Below are 18,163 nucleotides of genomic sequence, written 5' to 3' on the forward strand. Positions count from 1 at the left end.
ATGGTGCGAGGAGCCGTGGCATCCACTAATTGTGCTCCCAGCAGCAGTATCGAAGTACTCGCAGAAAATAAATATCCGCTGCTCATCGGATTGGTCTTCGTACGAGCTATAGATGCGAGTCTCACGTACTATGGGCTAAGCATCGGACTGCGAGAAGCCAATCCGATTGTCGTACTTATTGTTGAGACTCTCGGAATCATCCCCGGCCTATTCTTTCTCTCGTCGGTGTCACTAGTGTTATTATTCTTTCTTGGTGAATACCTGCTTCCCTGGGTCGCACAATCGAGACATAATATCGATCTGTGGAGCAATGTAGCATACCTTTCAGTTTTGGTCGTATGGAGCGCTGTGTCGCTTCATAATATGGTACTCATTTGGATATGAGATTGATCGAGTTTGTCGGTTTATTATTATATGTTTCAATTGTGTTAATTAGATCATTTGCTATGCTGCTTTCTCTGCTTTAATTTCTGTAATGAAGGTCCAAACCCTCATTTTATAAACGGTTTAGGAGGATGCCTTAGCCCTGCGGCAATTCACGGATTAAAACTGGATAGAGTATTGGCACTTATTAGCAGAGGCAATCTACGAGTTACACTATACATGACATCCTCCGCGCCGTGAACGGCGCGGTTTCCCAAGCGTTGGGATATTATGGTTCGCGGGACGCCCACTCTTGTGGGGCGACTTGCCCCGTGGATTTGTCGAACAGGCGCACCGCTGGCTGTGCCATCCAGCCGTTATCCCTATCTCCCCCGTCACAGACGAGATTCGGGAGTACCTTCTGTCGGATGTTCTCGGCTCCGTTCACGTCGGCGTTGGCGACCACCCCGCACTCGTCGCAGACGTACAGCCCACGTTCGACGCGCTGGCTGTCGTCGGTCGTCCCACAGGATGCACACGATTTGGACGTGCCGCGCTCGTCCACGAGCTCGACGCTGATGCCGCGCTCGGCGGCTTTGTATTCCAGCATCTCGATGAAGCGGTCGAACGCCCATCCGTGCAGGTCCAGATTGCCGTGGTCGCCCCAATCGGCGTCCTCGCGGATACCAGAGAGGTCTCCCACGGCAATCGTCCCGACGTTGCGGGCCGCACACTCAGCTACCACATCCTTCGAGACGGCGTCCAAGAAGTGGTCACGCCGCCCCCGGCGCTTCCGGTCTAGTCGTTGCGCTTTGTGGGAGTCGCTGTCGTCGCACGTCGCTCGCTCCTTCTGGAAGTAGTAGTCGTCCTCTTTGAGTGCGCCGCCGGGGTACAGCAGGGCCTCGTCTCCGACCGCGACGGCGGCAAAGTTGCAGATGCCGAGGTCGATACCTGCCACCCGGTCGCCGGGAGGGTCCGGGTCGCCAGTGTCGACGCGACAGACGATGTGCAACTCCCACTCCTTACCGGTCCAGACCGCCCGGACCTGCTGGACGTGCTGTACGTCCACATCCGGGTCGGTGGCGTACTCGCAGAGAACGAAGTCCGACCACGACTTTTTGAGATTCGCTCCTTTCGAGAGTCGAATCCTGTTGTGGTCGGGATCGTGTTTGAAACCGTCCTCTTTGAACGTGACCGTCGAGCGGGGATGCTCGTCGCCCTGCTTGCGGTAGCCGGGTGGGTTCGCGTCCCCGTTGCCCTTTTGACGGTGGGCGTACCACGAGTCGAACGCTTCAGCCAATTCTTCGAGAATTGCCTGACTGGATTGAGCGTTCAAATCCGCGTAGCGTTCGTGACTCTTGAGGTACGCTTTGAGCGTGCCGTGGTCTGGAATCGTGCCGGTTTCACTCCAGATACAGTCGCAGGTCCACCGGGCGACGTTCCAGAGTTTCGAGGCGGCGAACCCAAGCGAATTGAGGTCGTCGCGCACCTGCTGGTGGTTGCGAATGGACGCAACGTAGGTGCGCGTGACCAGATTCGCCATACATAGCCTGTGTCGGAGTGGCTACATAATGGCGTGCCAACCGGAGTGAAAGTGGAATATCCGGCCCGACAGACCCGCGTGGACTGTGGCACCGGGCTTACGCGATTCACGCCCGGCGTGAACGCCGGGATTCTCTCGCTGTTAGAAGATAGATAGTAAGGCCAATACTTAGACGTTGACAATATTGATCAGGTATATCTATTGGGTTCAGAATTATGTTCTTCGTCAATAATAATCGAACCGGATACCTCTCAAACTGGTATCCAGCGAAGCGTCAGAGGCACACCCACCCCACCCCACCCTTCACCCCCGTTTAATTAAATATAACACGCGTTTTGAGTTCGTTCTACTTTCTATAGACTGATGCCCTACACCAGTCAGTCCTGTCGGACTGTGTTTCGACGGATCGCCCAACGACAATATAGTGAGTGGCCGGCGTACAATTCGACACCACTGTACGATCGAACGTCGCTCGCTGGACTGGAATCTGATATCCGGACAGTCTCAGAGACGTGCTTCGATCACGATAGTCACGACTCTATCGAGGAGTTCGTCTGTACACTCCCGCTAGCCTACTTTCGATTTAGCGCCCATGATCAGTATGCGGGGTCGACACGCTACCAGATGGCCACTCTCTTCCGGGTGTTCGTCCTGCAAGAATGCCACGGGTGGGAGCACGAAACCGCACTCGTTGGCTACCTCAGGAACCACCCTGAACTCCGCGATAAACTGGGGTTCGAGACGATCCCGTACCAATCGACACTGTGGCGAAGCTGGCACGAGCGGTTCACCCCTGACCTCCGAGAGACTGTCGAGACAGCGGCTCGAACGATTCTCATCAAAGCACAGAATGCAGGTGTCGCGGTTCCGCGTGAGCCGGCACGAAAGCTCCGATACCACGGGAACGAGTCTGGTGAGTCAGACCCGAATGATCAAACTACGTTGGAGCAGGCAGAGAAGATCACCGGACACGTCAGCCGCATCGTGTTCCCGGCGTTTTCGCTGGAACGTGGCGAGGGCTGTGAGATACACGAGAACGCCTACTGGGACTTACAGACGTATCTCGGACTTCGCGAGCGGCTGGCTGCGAATGAAGGGGCTCGCAGTTTTGTCTACGAATCGACTCGGGATCGGACACCGCTGGGCCACGCCCATCGCGAGCACATCCGCGACCTCTCGGTTGACCAAGTGCGAGAGATGTACCGGCAGGCCATCACTCGGCTCCTGAACGAAGTTGCGGAGACAGAGCAGTTCTTTCGAGCGGGGATCGTCGCGATCGACATTACCGAAGCTGACCCCTTCACAGGCGATCGAACTGGCTACGAGGATGAGATCATCGGAACGAAGGAGAAGAACGACGAATACGCCTACCAGTGGGCGACAGTCCAGTTAGTCGGGAATGCCGTTCCGATCGTTCTAGACGCGCAGCCAGTTCGGAAGGGTGAGCCCCGCTTAGAAATTGTCGAGGACCTCTTGGATTCTGCCGAGGAGATGGTTCACGTCGATAACGTGCTGATGGACCGAGAGTTCGACAGCCAGCACGTCCTGGAGATGCTCAGCCAACGTGGGCTTTCATACGTCGTGCCGAAGCGGATGCAGACCAGCGAGAAAGCCCAGGCCAAGCGATTGCTCCAGCGCGACCAAGACCGCTACGAGACCGACCGGAAGCTCCATCTCGGAAAGAATGAGTGGCACGAGACGACGCTGATCTACCGCCGGAAAGAGGACTCCGAGCACGACGATCATCGGCAGTACTCGGTGTTCATGACGAACCGGGGGAGCGGACACCTCACGGAGTACGGCTACCGGTGGGAAATCGAGAGTGGCTATCGATCGATAAAGCGGTTCATGGCGGCGACGACGTCGAAGAATTTCGGGCTCCGATTCTTCTACTTCGCATTCGCGTGTCTCTTGTACTCGATTTGGCGAGCGGTCGATTTGCTCGTCCAAGTCGAGCTGACGGGTGAGTATGAACATTCGTCGATCGTAACAGCCGACAATACGCTGACGCTGCTGAAGAAGGAAACTGGAATCGGATAGAGAGATACTCTGTCCGGGGCAATCCGGGTTCCTGAGTGGCAACACTGTCGGAGATCTTGGAAATTCACCGGTTTAGTTGGTAGTACGCCACCAGAAGACTATCGAGAGTAGATCCGAAGCAGCTTCGCCTCGAAAATTCGCCCGAAACCACGCATCACAGCCCCGCTAAACCCACTGTAGTCTCAACTTCCCCACTGCGACATTTTGTATAGCGATATGTAATTTATAGCATGGGGGATCTAGCCCATTTGTCCGTAATCAGCCGCTAGACGGGTGATCGGGGCAATATTGGAAATTTTTCTATCCACTTTGGATTAGTCGAGTAGTCACAAGTAGATTTTTGAGGGTCGCCGCTGTCGGTGAAGCTGAATCGATGGCACCGCCAGTTGATGGCCCGCAACCCGGGGAAATGACCGGCGATACACCACTCGACAAGCCACTGCCTGATTTCCTCGATGCTAAGGCGAAGACGATCGAAGAGACAGATTCGCCTGACGACGAGATCCACCGCTCAGGGAACTACGTTCAAGCGCTCGAACGCGTCGTCCCGGACTGGATTGAGTGGATGGACCGTCGCGGGGTGACCACTCTGGAAGCGCTCGATAGTCGGCATCTCGCCCGATACGCTGGCCATCTTACCCGGCGCGTGAATGCTCGACGGGCGAACGGTGATGCCGAGGGGATCACACCCGCTACCGCGTGGAACTACTACTCGCTCGTCTCTGCGTACCTCCATTATTGCCAGCAGTGGGAGTACATCGCAGAGAATCCGGCAGACACCGACCGGGCGAAAGACGAAATGCCTGACCGGCCCACGACGGATTCTGGGCAACAACAGTTCTGGTCTCAGCAACAGCGTGAGACCATTGTCTCGTACGTCGACGAACGAGCACACGACGCCATTGATGCGGATCCCCGGAATCGAGAGGCACTCACAGCCGCTCGTGACCGGGCGCTTGTCTACGTGCTTGGATTTTCAGGTGTCCGTGGCGCTGAGGTTCTGGCTGCTAGTCGCGATGACCGGCGGACTGGGATTACGTGGGCAGACATCGATACTGACCAGGAAATCCTGACAGTGCTTGGAAAAAGCCAGAAAGTCGAGAAAGCACCGTTGACTGACCGTCCTGTCGGGGCTCTCAGCCGCTGGCAGACGCTCTTAGACCCGCCTGCCGATACGTGGCCCGTGTTCCCTTCGTTCCATCTCGCCTCATTGCGAGAGGCCGCACAAAGCCAGCTTCAGGATCGCGGAGTCGATCCTGTGACGATTGATACAGTCACCGGCCTCAGCACAGCTGATCTCGTCGATGTCTTCCGCGAGCGAGACCTTACGCCACCGGCGCTAACCACTGAGGGCGGCCGGTACACGCTCAAGAAGCTCTCTCAAGAAGCTGCTGTGGATTGTTCAGCCGATTCAAAGGATTATCTGACGCTCCATGGCGCCCGCCGCGGTGTTGGGGAGGCATACTACGACGAGGCAGGATTCAGTGACGCACAACGCGTCCTCCGCCACGAGGATCCGTCAACGACGTCGAAGATGTACGCCCACAAGGAAGCCAGTGAACTGTCCGACGTCGGCAGCGATATCTTTTCATCAGAAGAGTAGCGTTCGTCTTGCCGTCTAGCGATCAGCGGAAGAATGGATAAACCACTTACTGCGATATCATCCCAGATTGTACCCCCACTCTTGGAGGACGTCAACGACATCGTCTGTGTGTTGAAGTCCGACCAATAACGCTGCTTCCCGGAGATCGGCTTTTCGAACGCTCTCTCCAAGCCGGGCCTCGATGAGGGATTTCTGTTTCCGCTGGACGTTCATCGTCTCTTCTTGGAGGTGAAGCTGGACCGTCTGGTCGCGGCCGTCAGTGATGCTATTTCGCCGGAGAACCCAGGGGATCTCTCTCGCTGAAGTGCTGTTCGTACCGCTTTCGACTGTATCGTCAGCTCCGGTCTCGATCTCCACTTCGGTGGATCGCTCCTCCGGGCTGCCGTCTTCATTACCTACGGTCTCCTCCTCGAACTCAGGCCCGCTGTCATCACTTTCCTCTTCCTCATCGTCCCATCCGTTGACAGTGCCTTCTTTGAATCCCCCCATCAGACAGTCACCTCCTCAGGATCATCCAATGCGCCTGGTTCAGGCGGCGACGGCGCAGTAATTCCGCCCTGCGTCTCAAGGAACCGAGCAATTTGGTCGAACTTGGCCAGTGTCTCAACCTCGTAATCTCGACGCCGACTCCGGTGCGTTCGTACGAATTCGAACGCACTACACTGGTGTCGCCAACAGCCCTCCATCATCGATGTCCGATCGCCGATAACCTCAGGCACCTCGAACGGCACCTCTTCGACGATCTCATTCTGGTCTTTCGTCCCCTTGAACTCAATCGGGACCGCACCGAGGACGCCGACGTCAATATTCAATTCATTCGCGAAGTTCGTCGCTAGCTCTTCTAAGCCCTCAACAGATGCTTCTCCCTTCGCCGACGGCTCGAAGGGAATGAGGAGGTTTCGCGTCGCGTATATCGCGTTATAGAGGTGATCCGACTCTGTTGCTGGCGGGTCACAGATGAGAACGTCATATCGGTCAGGGATATCGTTTTCAGCCAGCACACGCCGGAGCTGCGCGTAGATGTTGTACGCATCGCCAAAGTCCTCTGCGCGGCTCTTCTCGCGTACCAGGTGGTCCGAGAGGTCTGAGAGCGTATTGTGCTCCGGAATAATATCGATACCCTCTGCTGTTCGAATTAGATCGTTGAAATCGCCACCTGGATTATCGACGAGATGACGGACAAGACTGTCGGCGGACGAATCACTCCGATCGTCGTCGACATCAAAGAGCCGACTCAGATTCCCGTCTTGCGGGTCAAGCGGGATCACGAGTACATCCAGTCCAGCCCGGGCATGCGCACACGCGATGTTCGCTGTCAACGACGTTTTGCCAACGCCGCCAGCCTCGCTGTAGACCGTGTACGAGAGCATACCTTGAGATCAGAGACTAACCACATAAACGTACGTCAGACACATGTCTATGTATGTTTTCTGTCTTAGTTTGCTAAGATAGTTATCTAAGTTAGTGATCTAAGATGGAAGTATAAGATACATATCTGAGGTGGTTTCACAACACACCGGTCCAAGAGGCTCATCTCACTCTGGCAGTGGATATCGTCTTCTGACGCGATATTGAGCACTCTTGAGTGTCACTTCGAGCCTCCCGGTCTGGTCTTAATTGTACATGTGCCTCTCCAGCGTTGCGACAGGATACCACTACGCCAATAGACGGAGTTGACTCGCGTCACGTTGTGACTTACTGAACACCCTGGTCTCGCCGGGACACAATTAACATCAATGCCAGAGATGGTGTCCGGTAGTGAGCAACGACAACCACTCAGGGTTGGCGGCGGACCTCCAGACCCTCGACCGCACATGGCGGTCAATCATCTCTAGTCCTGTTGAGCCACGCTCAACGATGGATGTTATCGAGTACGGGCTTGGCGAACAACGGCGCGCCGAAGTGTATATAAACCGGCTTCTACGGTATCTCTTGGATCCGACGGAACCACACGGGATGGATGCTGACTTCTTGAACGCGTTTCTTCAGGGACTCCCAGACACAGCTGAGTTTGATGAGGATACGCTTGACCTCTCAGACGTGCGTGTCAAAGAACAGGTCCCAACCGAAGACAAAAGCGACCCAGACGCCTCAATCGGGTACGCTGATCTTGTCCTCGATATCCCAAACGAGTGGTTCCTCCTGGTTGAGTTGAAATTCTCGGCAGCAGAAACGGGGACGGAATTCTACAGCCGAGCGACGCACGTTGATGGTGTTGCTGTTGACGATTACGAGTCGGGCCAGTACTACCTCTTCGTCCATCAACAGGACCGCCCACAGGCCAGCAGCGACAGGTTTGCCAACCAAAGCTGGCAGACCTTCGTGAGCGATGTCCTCGAGGATTTTCTCGCTGAAAACGCACTCCGCTACCCGCAACGGACGACAACGCAACTTCACGACCTCAAAGACGATCTTCAATCCATTACGAACATGACCACTCACTCAGCTGCGGACCAAGAGAAAATCGCACTGTATCTCGAGCATGTGGACGCCATCGAAGATGTCCAAGCTGCGTTCGACGATGCTTGGGAGTCGTACGCTACAACCTGGGGGCGCGACGTGGCCCAGCTATTGGTCGACACCGAAGATGGGGTCCAACGGTTAGAGGGTGAGAATTATCCGGAGGTTCGTGTCTCTCGACCCGACGGCGATGACGAGCGGTGGATATTCCGAGCCAACGGCGGCGACTGGCAACACCTGTTCAAATACGGCTGGTACAAACACGAGACATCATTTGAGGATCTCGCAGATCGCGCCGACGGCAGCAACGACCTCCGTATTGGATTCTACCACCGCATGGAACGGAACCGTGACCTCGCAACCAGAGATTACAAGCTGAAATTCAGCTTCCGGAATATGGGATCGAATCCGACTGCGTTTCGTGATATCTATGCGGACCAGTTCTACAACCACCGGGGTGAATTTGAGGAGTTGCTTGCGGACACGGAGGGACTTCTCACCGGGAACAAACTGACACTAATTGAAGCGACGTACGATATCCCGGTTGACAGTCATGAGGATTATTTCGATGCTTACACCGCCGCGCTTCGCGAGGCCTTCGTTGACCTCGTCTGTACCGCACCGGAGTTAATCGAGTTGATGGGTGAGACCTTTGAGGATGCCGTGGCGGAGTACCGGTGACTACGTGTTGATTTGAGTGTTCCACGTGCTGTCTCGAACGAGACCATATTGAAGTGTATCACCGGTACAGATAGCGTATGGACGACGGTGAATCGACTGAGACAACTGGTTTTGACCCCGACAATGCCGAGTTAGTGGAAACAGTGTCTGTCTCTGCGTCGGGGGACGTGATGCTCCCAGACCAGGTCTGTGAAACACTCGGACTCGACCCCCCTGGACTCGTCGCATTTCACGAGTCGGAGACTGGTGAGGTCTTCATCAGGCGGGTTCCATCACCGTCGGAAATGCGAGGATTTGCGTCGCGAAACGCGGCGGCGACGGATGACACTCCGGCGTCTGAACTACTCCGCGCGAAGCGCAACTCGGAGCAGCGCGATCACTCGTGAACTGCCTCAGGGGGTGGGGCCTCGAGACACTCGGCCTGCTCCTATATACATCCAGCATTCTGAGCTATCAACGTTTTTGAAGCAGTCTTCCAGCTGAGGAGGACCGGACCGAAGTGAGGACTGTCTCGTGGCTAATATACCAGCCGAAGAAGCGATCTAATTGAATGACAGGGTATACGTGTCCGTTTGCTCAGTGATCTCAGTCATATCTTGCTGTCTGTCGTCGATCTCCAAGCTAAGGCCCATCTTACCTGCTCCCTGTCCGGTGAGTTCGATACGCCCAGAGTCAGGAAGTGAAGGAACACTTACCACCGTCTGGGTCTCGCCGCCAAGCCACCGCCAACTGTCACCATCGGCCTGTTCCGGCCCGTACGACCCCAAAATGAACGAAACATTGTCGACACCGGATCCGATGTCGGCGTCCAGCACCCTCTCTCCAGCGTCATCGTAGATTGTGAGTTGGTTCAGCAGAAATGAGAGCTGGCGGCCGTTCTCGATGTCCGGGTTCAACGACGACTCTGAAATAGTCCGCCCAAACGTAAGTGTGAACACTTCATTATCAAACGTTGGCTCCTCTCTGTTACCAGTGGCGAGCGTGTCTGCTGTCCGCTCTAAGTACGTCGATCCGTGTTCCTCACTTGGCTCGACCTGCGTGTCTTCGTACCACTCGTTAAACGACGTGATGAGGATCGGGCCGTCGGCGTAGCGACGGGCCGCTGTCGCTGTCTGTTCGTAGATTTTGGGTGTTGAGGGGACTGGCTCATTATCCCGCTCAACATGGGTGATCTCGGTGTCGTCGAATCCAGGCACTGCGGTTGGGATCACGTCAACGTCGACGTACTCTGCTGCTTGGTACCACGTTCGATACGAAGAGCGGGCGTTTTCGACGAATGCGTCTCTCGTCGGATTTTGCGGGTCGTACACGGTGTAGGTTGTGACTGCGTCTGCGACATCTACAATCGGGTGGGTGTCAAGCCCGGATCCGGCAGGGATATCGACGATCAGGTACGGACGCTCACCTGCGGCCTCTACCGCCGCTTGGTATGCTTCTTGAACGTCTCCCCGGAGGTTCTGTGCCACCCAGATGTACAACACAGGACGACCGTCGATGCGCTTGTAGTTGTCCCGGTGGAAGTAGGTGTCCGCAAGATAGCTGAGGTCATTCGTCAATTGATTCTGTGAAAGGGTCGAGTCAAGTTCGACCGGATCGTCGCCGAACTGTCCGACAGTCTCGTAGAGAATCGACCACTCCAGCTCGTCGGCCCTGGGGTGGGCGAGTATATCCTCTCTGAGCCGCCTGTCGTGGCCGCTGTTTGACCCCCACCACGAAACGTTGAGCCAGGAGATGCCGGCGCGGCGGCACCAGTCGATGTGTTGTTCGATGACGGCCGACTCAGCAGAGTTGTAGTTTCCAAGAACAGGTGTCGATGGAGATTCTTCTGCCCACTGTCCGTCGTTGAAGTCGTGAAGAGGCGCCCCATACCACGGGTAGTAGTGCGCACCGATTTCGCGAACAGCATCGGGTTTTGGAGCACGAACCACGACAGTCCCAACTTCTTTTGTTCCGACTGTAATCGCCTGTGTGCCCGTCTCAGATGGTTCCACTGCTAGCTCGAGCTCTGTTGACTCGCCGGGAGCAACGGTCACCGTTTGAGACGCGACAGGCTCTCCCCCAACAGACACCGGTACTGAACTGGAGACTTCGTTTTCCCCCGTATTCTCAAGGGTCACTGTCACGGTGATCGAGTCTCCGTGAGTCAGGGTGCTCGGGTCAAGCGTTGAGTCCCCGATAGAAAGTGAATCCTCTGAGGAGTCAGATTGCTCGGTTGTCGTCTCCGGTTCCGCCTCGTCCTCTCCATCCTGCTCTTGTTGGCCACAGCCTGCCAGCAGGCCCAACCCAAGTATCGTCGATGTCGATAATACTGACCGACGGGAGGGTTCCTCGTCCATATCCTGAATCAACATGGCAAGGAGAGTAAAAGTTCAGCCTTCAAGCGGAACTGTGTCGTAGTCTGATGTACAGAGCTTACACGATTCTATAGAAGCGGTCCGCCACCCTCTTAGATACAACCGATGGCCTCGGTTTGTGTTCTCAATCAGTGGGATATCAGTAGAGATACAGTTATGTATTGGAGTGAGAAGTGTTGAATGTAATGCCAACGACTCCTGAATACATCGGGAAGGCGCATGAAAAGCTTACTCGCGACATTCTGAATGGAGTCGATCCCCAGCCTGACACAGTAGAGCAGCTCGACCATCTCCCAAGCAACCATCAGGACCGCGTCCATCTTGGTGGTGAGAAAACAGCGGAATTCATTCGCGATGACGTCTCATTTCCAATTGAGTCAGCAACTGAAGTCGGCGACGAGTTACGAGGTGTCTCTGGTGACGATACTGATCTTGTCGTTGCTGGAGCTGGCGAAGAGAAGCGATACTCGCTCAAGATGGTCGCAAGTGGCAAGGTGAATGTTCGAAATCCGACGCTCAACACAATCTGTGAAAATCTCCTTGAGCAGTCTCGTGATGATCTACTCGACCAAAGCGACCGGGATGATTATGACGGGGTGGCGGAGCGCTACGCCGAGGAAGAAATCGACTCGAATGAATTCGCTGCTGTCGTACTCCCCGTATTAGCAGAGGCATTCCGCGACAGTCGTGACCAGGATGAAGTGGCTTTTCGAGAGCGCCTCGCTGATGAGCTCCAACTAGATTCCAACACCGTTGCTTGTAAGGTCACCAAGGCTGGCAACTACCATGGTATTGTATCGACGACCCAGGGTCCAATCAGCAACCTCGACAATCTGAACACGACACTTGAAATCTATACTATTGAGGACAGTTCCACATCGATTTTCTTTGATATCGATGGCGATCGGGCGTTCCAGATCGACGTTTATGGCCAGCATAGCGGAGGCGAACGGCGCACAGGACTCAGAGCAGCATACCGGGTCCCAGTATCATGATTTCCTGTCCATCACTCTCTATAGAGCCGATTAACTCCTGATTGGAACTCTCTCTTCAGGATTTGCGCTGTAGTTAGGAACTCAATAGCAGGAGTCACAAACTTCGGACCTCTCTTCGGGGATAGAGTCCGAGCCAATAGCCTCTTGAGGGAACCACTGCGAATCAGAGAGCCACGTACCGATGACTGCGTCGGACACTCAGCTACTCTCACCAAACCAGCGCGACCACGCCGATGTCGTCGCCCTCTTCGGGGTTGCTATCGTGCTTATCAGTGTCCATCTCTGGCTTCCAAGCAAACTAGCATCGGAGTTGGTATTCACATACGGCAACCCCAGTCTGGTCACCGCTTGGACGGCAGCGACGATTCACGATAGTACCGGTCATCTCGTCTCGAATTTGGCTTGGTACGGTGTTGTGATTGGGCCCGCCTACGCGCTGTACACCATCTGGAGCCATCGTCGGTTATTCTGGCTATTGTACGGAAGTCTTCTGGTCGTCACCCCGCTCGCCACGGTCGCTGTCGACTATTGGCTTCTGTATCTACAGTGGGGGCTTGTCGGCCCTAATTCGATTGCGTTCGGATTTTCGGGCGTCGTGAGCGCTTTCGGCGGCCTGCTTGCTGTTGGGCTCGCGGGAGTCGTAGCAGAGTGGTACTCGTGGCGGATGTCGACCGTGACAACGCTCGCATTCGTACTGAGTGGGCTAACTGGGGCTGCCGTCAGGTCGCCTTTCGCTGCCTTCGAGAGTACTGGATTGGTGGCTGGTGGTGTTCTGTCTGTTGGGGTCGTTGGTATCCTCCTTAGATGGAGTTATGGACGATCCTCTCCTCAGCAGTGGTTATCGGCTCACTACGACGCGCTAGTGATTGTCGGCGCCTGTGGATTCGTTCTGGCCGCGTTGGTGATTAGCATGTTCACTGTTGAGAGTATCTCAGCTGGTCGGTTTTCTAATGTGCTCGCTCATGGAACCGGCTTTGTGATTGGCGTTAGTGTCGCAGCAGCTGGCTCCCGTCTGGTGTGAGGAGTTGTGTTACGGACTCTTTTCTCGCCTCAGTAATGTCGCGTGAATATGAGGGCGAATCGGGACGAATCAAACGACATCGAGTATCCGGGCACGCTCCGGGTTGAGGTGAGATCAACAACGGATATGTTCGACGACGCGGTTGCGACCGCAGAAGAATTTGAAACTAAATCTGAGGAACTGAGCGACGCGACAGCGTCGGTTTTGACCTTCGATAGTATCGAGCAACTTCGCGAGATGCTATCCACGCAGCGGCTCGAACTCGTGGAGAGTCTCATGACTGCGTCAGCAGTGAGTTGTGCGGAATTAGCTGACCGGCTCGATCGGGCTGCGCCCAGTGTTCTCGATGACGTCGACGTCCTGGTGAACGCGGGTATCATCCTTTGCCACCACACCGATACCGCACCCGGACTCTCCGTGCCGTATGAGCAGATCGTGGTTGAATATACTCTCCAACCTGCTCTGAGTGAGGAGTCGGACTCAGCGGCTTGACGTCCTCCTACGGCTGAAGCCGTAGGATTCCCGGGCGTTGGGATATTACGGTTTGCAGTCAGCGACCTGTTCTCGGCCGGCTACTACGCCGGTGTGTTTGTCGAACAGGCGGACTGCTGGCTGCGCCAAACAGCCGTTACTCCTATCCTTCGCAGGACTCGGAGTTACCGTCGCTCGCATGTTCTCCGCGGCATTCAGATCCGCGTTCGCCACTAATCCGCACTCATCACATGCGTACAACCCGCGTTCCACACGGTTCGATGGGGCACTCGTCCCGCATGCACAGCACGTCTTCGACGTTCGGAGCCCAGCTTCGTCAACTCGCGTCACGCTGATTCCACGTTCCTCGGCTTTGTACTCGATCATATCGATGATCGTGTCGAATGGCCAGTCGTGGATCTTCTTGTTGCCGTGGCGTCCCCACTCAGCGTCATCGCGGACGTCTTTCGGGTGTCCAACAGCGATTTCACCAACACCACGAGCAGCGCATTGTTCGACAATATCCTGAGTCAACGCGTGCAGTGAATGCTTCCGACGCCGCTGTTTCTTCTGACGTGCCCACTCTGCTTTCTTCGATGGGCCGGCTTCACCTTCCGTGTCGTATTCGACGTGACGGAAGTAGTGGACGTCCTCTTTGACGGTGTTCCCTGGGTAGAGCAGTGTTTCATCGCCTATCGACACGGCAGCAGCGTTGCTGATGCCGAGGTCGATACCAGCTGTCTTCTCACCTGGGGTGTCTGACCGTTCGAGGGCGACGTTGCAGACGAAGTGGAGTTCCCAAGCATCGCCGTTCCAGACGACTCTGACCTGCTGAACGCTCTCAAACTCTGCGAGATCAACGCCCGGCTGTGTTTCGTATGAACACAGAACGAAGTCACTCCGGTGTTCTTTGAGGTTCTGTCCTTTGCTAAGCCGGACGTAGCCGTGCTCTGTATCGAGTTTGAAACCTCGTTGTTTGAACGTGACTGTGGACCGCGGATGTTCGTCACCTCGTTTGCGATACCCTGGCGGGTTATCGTCTGGGTCGTTGCTGGCGTACCAGCCGTTGAACGCCTCAGCGAGCTCTTGGAGAACTCGCTGACTGGACTGCGAGTGCAGATCCCTGTAACGTTCGTGGCGTTTGAGGTACGACGTGAGTTCGTTGTGATCTGGGATATGACCGATCGCATCCCAAATGCGTTGGATGTGCCAACGTCCAACGTTCCAAAGTTTGGAGGCGGCGAACGCGAGCGAATCGAGATCGGCACGCACCTGTGACGGGTTTCGGATGCTCGCTTTGAAGGTGCGCGTCACTACTCGATCCGCCATGATTGAGTCGTGTACGGTGATTGTTGTAAAGAGTTGGATTTCTCGGTGAATATCTAGCCGGTAGTCATGGTGGTGGTTGGGGGAATCTTGTGTCGGCTTCATCCCACCGCTGAAGCGGGTGGGCTTTCGCCTTGCTCCGCTGTAATGAGGACCTGGCTACTTACTCAGGATTTACGACCTCATCACAGGATGGACATTCTGCGAAGACGCCCGTACTTCCGTCCGCTTGCTCATACTCGATGAGTTTCCACGCTGCGGAGATCTCGGTATCGCAACTCGGACAGTGTCCAAGTGCCGGCGGGGTGTCTGTCATAGGGGGGAAGGAGGAGCGTGTGACTCTCCTTCCAGGTGGCAGTTCCGTTTCAGATGGGTTAAACATTCGGCGGGAATGCGTGCTTGCGCCCGAACGGGGCCGCAGGCGGTAGCATACGCGCTCGCTCAGTATCTTAACCAACAACTATCCCGTTTAGCCACTGCTTGTTGGTTAAGATTCATACAGCTATTCAGTACGATTACAGTCGACTCTACCGGGCGATACGTTTCGCTGCGGGCAACACATCCATTCGCTCGGAGTTGTTTCTCAGTGGGCATCTTCAGGGTAGATCTAATTCAGTACTCGGTCGATTTGAACCTCCAGTCTCGTCACCACCTCTTCCATTGGTGACTATTCGCCGCTGAGCCACCTCGGTGTCAAACTCAGCAGTATTCGTTCTAACCGGTTTGTCGAAGACGTCGATACACATATATGAGGCCCGAAAGATGGGCAGAGCGAATGAGTGAAGGCCGGAAACAGTGTTCGTTTACACTCAGTCGGCCCGAAGACGGTGAGAGTCAGTACCGCTGTACGCAGCCAGCGATCCGGGACACGGAACTATGTGTCTGGCACTGTCCAGAGAGTGAGCGATCTTCAGATGGATTTCCGGAGACGGTTCCTCCCGATACGAAGCTGCGTGGTGCCAAACTCGCCAACGCGACACTGCGCCAGGTGGACTTCGGTGCCGGTGTCGACCTCAGCGACTCGACCTTTGCTGGAGCGACTATCCGTGAGTGCGATTTTGCTCGGACAGAACTCGACCGCTGTGATTTCACCGATGCGTCCGTCGTCGCATCGACGTTCCAACAGGCAGATCTGAGTGAGGCACACCTTGATGGATTTACTGCCGTCGATTCATCGTTTGAGGACGCGGTACTGAATCAGACGACTGCGGACGCAGGGGTTGAGTTTCGTAACAGCAACCTCGACGATGTGGTGTTTACCCGAGCGACCGTCGATAGCCTCACCCTCGATGATACCGTTGCTACGGGGATTGATTTGACGGAGACGATGTGCGGGGCTATCAGAGCCACTGACACTGATCTTTCCGACGCGATACTCATCACGACTGATGTCGCTGATATTCGAGTTGAGGGATGCCGTGTTCGGGGTGCGGTCATCCGACGGACAGCACTTGACGATGGCTCGTTCGCAATGTGTGACCTCCGCGATGCCACACTAAATGGAACATCCGCTGTGGGTGTCGAGTTTGATGCGACGCGACTCTCCGGGGCACGCTGTCGGGAATGTTTATTCGACGACGCTAGCTTCCGCGGGGCTGACCTGTCCGGTGCTGACCTCACCGATAGCGATCTTACTGGGAGTAGCCTCAAGAACGCCGATCTCTCAGATGCGGTCCTTGATGGAGCAACACTACAAGAGAGTGATCTCAGTGGCGTTCGGTTACAGGATGCGTCGATCAACCGGAGTACCCGGTTCCCCTCGCTGACAGAACTTGAACAGAGGGGTCTCGAGGTTCCAGAAATGCTCGGCTTGTACCGAACACTTGTGGGGTTGCTTGAAGATGAGGATCTTACTGACGCCGCATTTCGGCGTCGGTCGGAGTACTACGCACTCCAACGCAGACAAGCACAGCTCGACGGTCGGTACGGGCGATATTTCGGACTCCTACTGAACGGAGTGGTGACAGGACACGGACAGCGACCGACACGGGTCCTGATGACGAGCCTTCTGGTAGTCGTCTATTTTGCGGGAGCGTACACCGCCATTGGGATCGGTGTGATAGCGGGAGAGACAGACCTCATCGGGGCGCTTGTGTTCAGCCTCCAAGCGTTTAGCCCCGGCGTGACAACGAGCGTCGCTGAGGCGACCCGGATCGGGGCGATGCTCGTGACAATCGAGTCGACGATCGGCCTGGTTCTGCTCGGAGTCTTCGCCGTCCTCGTCGCCCAGCGCTTACAGACGCTCTGATCACTCATGGATGGCCCCTCTCTTCCCGACCACGCCGAAACGAGTACCTCTCTCAGAGAAACTATTGAGGTGCTGATCTTGGAGTCGGTCGACTGGCAGTCGCTCCGGGATGGGCGGGTACCCAGTCAGATTGGGATCGGGTTTGATCCCGCGACAGTAGTCACCGTTTCGCTCACTGCGCTCTCAGTCATGTTCACTGTCGTGTACACCATGTACGACCGCCGAGCGACGGAAGTGAACACCGCCCTCTCCGACGTCAGAGACGATCTCTACCAAATCGCATCTGGCTGTAAATTAATCGGGCGGGGGGCATCTGTTGAGGTGGAGTGGGAGACCATTCAGCCGTGGCAGCGAGCTCAGGTGAGCGAGGAACTACAAGCAGATATCGCTGCGTTTGAGCGCGATCTCCGCGAATTCCAGAAATTCGACGCAGAACTTGAAGGAGAGCTACGGGAAGCGATTCGGGGATCGGACGTTGACACGGGCGCACTGCTGCCAGAGCGACTCACGCGGACTAACGGGGGGCAAGCCCAATTCAAAAACGCGTGCCGTGCGGACAATCTCGATGGCCATTACATCCAGGATATCGAGTGGATCCACTTGTGCGGGCCTGCCCTGTTCTCTAGAGAATCACCGACACAACTCCGTGAGGCGATCCGGTCACAGATCGAGGCAACGGGTGCGGAGCGAGATTTCAATATCGACTTCTGGGACCAACTGAATGACTCTTGGGCCGACCACCTCTATCGGCAACTGGAGGTGGCGGACCCGGTCCAAAGGGTACTCGCCGAGTTCGAGTCAGACTTTCAGAGGCGCCGCGAATGGCGGGAGGATCTCATCTCAGAAGCGAAGCGATTACACGATCAGCTACAAGCGGAGACCTCCCGCTGGTACCCTCGGTTGCTAGCGGACATCACTAAGCCGTCCGGGGGATTCACACGCAGTACCGAAGCTTTGGTCGACACCGAGAACGACGCTGACAGTGGTGGTGAGTCAAATGGTGATGTTGAACAGGAGCCGGTCATGGAACGTGGGTCAAAATAGGTCCCACGTTTGGG

Annotated in this window: 16 protein-coding genes; 10 read left to right on the top strand and 6 right to left on the bottom strand. The window is 55.7% G+C overall.

Features of this window, described 5'->3' with window-relative positions; genetic code table 11:
* A complete protein-coding gene (locus HPS36_RS17055) occupies positions 1-384 on the top strand; it encodes a DUF5658 family protein (protein ID WP_373222140.1) in 384 nt (127 codons plus the stop codon).
* A gap of 268 nt (positions 385-652) precedes the next feature.
* On the opposite strand, the gene HPS36_RS15620 is transcribed toward HPS36_RS17055, so the two are convergent.
* Positions 653-1,906, bottom strand: coding sequence for an RNA-guided endonuclease InsQ/TnpB family protein (locus HPS36_RS15620; RefSeq protein ID WP_173230897.1), 1,254 nt, complete (start codon positions 1,904-1,906; stop codon positions 653-655).
* A gap of 363 nt (positions 1,907-2,269) precedes the next feature.
* Between HPS36_RS15620 and HPS36_RS15625 the strand changes: the two genes are divergently transcribed.
* Both HPS36_RS15625 and HPS36_RS15630 read left to right on the top strand, forming a co-directional pair.
* Positions 2,270-3,946 (top strand): transposase, encoded by a 1,677-nt coding sequence (locus HPS36_RS15625; RefSeq protein WP_173230898.1) that lies wholly within the window; start codon positions 2,270-2,272, stop codon positions 3,944-3,946.
* A 373-nt stretch (positions 3,947-4,319) separates the two neighbouring features.
* Entirely contained in the window at positions 4,320-5,549 is a 1,230-nt protein-coding gene (locus HPS36_RS15630) for a tyrosine-type recombinase/integrase (RefSeq protein ID WP_235681767.1), read from the top strand.
* Positions 5,550-5,606: 57 nt separating this feature from the next.
* Here HPS36_RS15630 and HPS36_RS15635 read toward each other — a convergent pair whose 3' ends face one another.
* Both HPS36_RS15635 and HPS36_RS15640 read right to left on the bottom strand, forming a co-directional pair.
* Positions 5,607-6,038: a hypothetical protein gene (locus tag HPS36_RS15635; protein WP_173230899.1), complete on the bottom strand. Its 432-nt coding sequence runs from the start codon at positions 6,036-6,038 to the stop codon at positions 5,607-5,609.
* Positions 6,038-6,919, bottom strand: a complete 882-nt coding sequence (locus HPS36_RS15640) for a ParA family protein (protein ID WP_173230900.1) — start codon at positions 6,917-6,919, stop codon at positions 6,038-6,040. The genes HPS36_RS15635 and HPS36_RS15640 overlap by 1 nt, the downstream gene beginning before the upstream one ends.
* 388 nt (positions 6,920-7,307) lie before the next feature.
* Between HPS36_RS15640 and HPS36_RS15645 the strand changes: the two genes are divergently transcribed.
* Positions 7,308-8,690, top strand: coding sequence for a PD-(D/E)XK nuclease family protein (locus HPS36_RS15645; RefSeq protein ID WP_235681768.1), 1,383 nt, complete (start codon positions 7,308-7,310; stop codon positions 8,688-8,690).
* 77 nt (positions 8,691-8,767) lie between these two features.
* Positions 8,768-9,076, top strand: a complete 309-nt coding sequence (locus HPS36_RS15650) for an AbrB/MazE/SpoVT family DNA-binding domain-containing protein (RefSeq protein ID WP_173230901.1) — start codon at positions 8,768-8,770, stop codon at positions 9,074-9,076.
* A 156-nt stretch (positions 9,077-9,232) separates the two neighbouring features.
* Here HPS36_RS15650 and HPS36_RS15655 read toward each other — a convergent pair whose 3' ends face one another.
* Positions 9,233-11,026: a glycoside hydrolase family 99-like domain-containing protein gene (locus tag HPS36_RS15655; protein WP_173230902.1), complete on the bottom strand. Its 1,794-nt coding sequence runs from the start codon at positions 11,024-11,026 to the stop codon at positions 9,233-9,235.
* 203 nt (positions 11,027-11,229) lie between these two features.
* Here HPS36_RS15655 and HPS36_RS15660 point away from each other — a divergent pair, with 203 nt between their 5' ends.
* The 3 genes from HPS36_RS15660 to HPS36_RS15670 all read left to right on the top strand — a co-directional run bounded on the left by HPS36_RS15660 (position 11,230) and on the right by HPS36_RS15670 (position 13,552).
* On the top strand, positions 11,230-12,039 hold the full coding sequence (locus HPS36_RS15660; RefSeq protein WP_173230903.1) for a hypothetical protein: 810 nt from the start codon (positions 11,230-11,232) through the stop codon (positions 12,037-12,039).
* Positions 12,040-12,220: 181 nt separating this feature from the next.
* Positions 12,221-13,060: a hypothetical protein gene (locus tag HPS36_RS15665; RefSeq protein WP_173230904.1), complete on the top strand. Its 840-nt coding sequence runs from the start codon at positions 12,221-12,223 to the stop codon at positions 13,058-13,060.
* Positions 13,061-13,108: 48 nt separating this feature from the next.
* Complete coding sequence (locus tag HPS36_RS15670; RefSeq protein WP_173230905.1) at positions 13,109-13,552, top strand: HVO_A0114 family putative DNA-binding protein; 444 nt, start codon at positions 13,109-13,111, stop codon at positions 13,550-13,552.
* A gap of 45 nt (positions 13,553-13,597) precedes the next feature.
* Here HPS36_RS15670 and HPS36_RS15675 read toward each other — a convergent pair whose 3' ends face one another.
* Together HPS36_RS15675 and HPS36_RS17105 are read right to left on the bottom strand one after the other, a co-directional pair.
* Complete coding sequence (locus tag HPS36_RS15675; protein WP_173230906.1) at positions 13,598-14,860, bottom strand: RNA-guided endonuclease InsQ/TnpB family protein; 1,263 nt, start codon at positions 14,858-14,860, stop codon at positions 13,598-13,600.
* A 160-nt stretch (positions 14,861-15,020) separates the two neighbouring features.
* Complete coding sequence (locus HPS36_RS17105) at positions 15,021-15,239, bottom strand: DUF7837 family putative zinc-binding protein (protein ID WP_449405253.1); 219 nt, start codon at positions 15,237-15,239, stop codon at positions 15,021-15,023.
* A 393-nt stretch (positions 15,240-15,632) separates the two neighbouring features.
* Between HPS36_RS17105 and HPS36_RS15680 the strand changes: the two genes are divergently transcribed.
* Together HPS36_RS15680 and HPS36_RS15685 are read left to right on the top strand one after the other, a co-directional pair.
* Positions 15,633-17,105 carry a pentapeptide repeat-containing protein gene (locus HPS36_RS15680; protein WP_173230907.1) on the top strand — a complete coding sequence of 491 codons (1,473 nt, stop codon included), beginning with the start codon at positions 15,633-15,635 and terminating at the stop codon, positions 17,103-17,105.
* A gap of 6 nt (positions 17,106-17,111) precedes the next feature.
* Positions 17,112-18,149 carry a hypothetical protein gene (locus HPS36_RS15685; RefSeq protein ID WP_173230908.1) on the top strand — a complete coding sequence of 346 codons (1,038 nt, stop codon included), beginning with the start codon at positions 17,112-17,114 and terminating at the stop codon, positions 18,147-18,149.
* Positions 18,150-18,163 lie beyond the last annotated feature (14 nt).

Source organism: Halorubrum salinarum (genome assembly GCF_013267195.1).
In the GTDB taxonomy this organism is placed as follows: domain Archaea; phylum Halobacteriota; class Halobacteria; order Halobacteriales; family Haloferacaceae; genus Halorubrum; species Halorubrum salinarum.

Bases quoted from the DNA above. Each gene is read 5' to 3' on its own strand.
- HPS36_RS15665 (WP_173230904.1), top strand. From the start codon at position 12,221: ATGACTGCGTCGGACACTCAGCTACTCTCACCAAACCAGCGCGACCAC.
- HPS36_RS15630 (WP_235681767.1), top strand. From the start codon at position 4,320: ATGGCACCGCCAGTTGATGGCCCGCAACCCGGGGAAATGACCGGCGAT.
- HPS36_RS15625 (WP_173230898.1), top strand. From the start codon at position 2,270: ATGCCCTACACCAGTCAGTCCTGTCGGACTGTGTTTCGACGGATCGCC.
- HPS36_RS15650 (WP_173230901.1), top strand. From the start codon at position 8,768: ATGGACGACGGTGAATCGACTGAGACAACTGGTTTTGACCCCGACAAT.
- HPS36_RS15660 (WP_173230903.1), top strand. From the start codon at position 11,230: ATGCCAACGACTCCTGAATACATCGGGAAGGCGCATGAAAAGCTTACT.
- HPS36_RS15620 (WP_173230897.1), bottom strand. From the start codon at position 1,906: ATGGCGAATCTGGTCACGCGCACCTACGTTGCGTCCATTCGCAACCAC.
- HPS36_RS15635 (WP_173230899.1), bottom strand. From the start codon at position 6,038: ATGGGGGGATTCAAAGAAGGCACTGTCAACGGATGGGACGATGAGGAA.
- HPS36_RS17055 (WP_373222140.1), top strand. From the start codon at position 1: ATGGTGCGAGGAGCCGTGGCATCCACTAATTGTGCTCCCAGCAGCAGT.
- HPS36_RS15655 (WP_173230902.1), bottom strand. From the start codon at position 11,026: ATGGACGAGGAACCCTCCCGTCGGTCAGTATTATCGACATCGACGATA.
- HPS36_RS15675 (WP_173230906.1), bottom strand. From the start codon at position 14,860: ATGGCGGATCGAGTAGTGACGCGCACCTTCAAAGCGAGCATCCGAAAC.
- HPS36_RS15640 (WP_173230900.1), bottom strand. From the start codon at position 6,919: ATGCTCTCGTACACGGTCTACAGCGAGGCTGGCGGCGTTGGCAAAACG.
- HPS36_RS15670 (WP_173230905.1), top strand. From the start codon at position 13,109: ATGAGGGCGAATCGGGACGAATCAAACGACATCGAGTATCCGGGCACG.
- HPS36_RS15685 (WP_173230908.1), top strand. From the start codon at position 17,112: ATGGATGGCCCCTCTCTTCCCGACCACGCCGAAACGAGTACCTCTCTC.
- HPS36_RS17105 (WP_449405253.1), bottom strand. From the start codon at position 15,239: ATGTTTAACCCATCTGAAACGGAACTGCCACCTGGAAGGAGAGTCACA.
- HPS36_RS15680 (WP_173230907.1), top strand. From the start codon at position 15,633: ATGAGTGAAGGCCGGAAACAGTGTTCGTTTACACTCAGTCGGCCCGAA.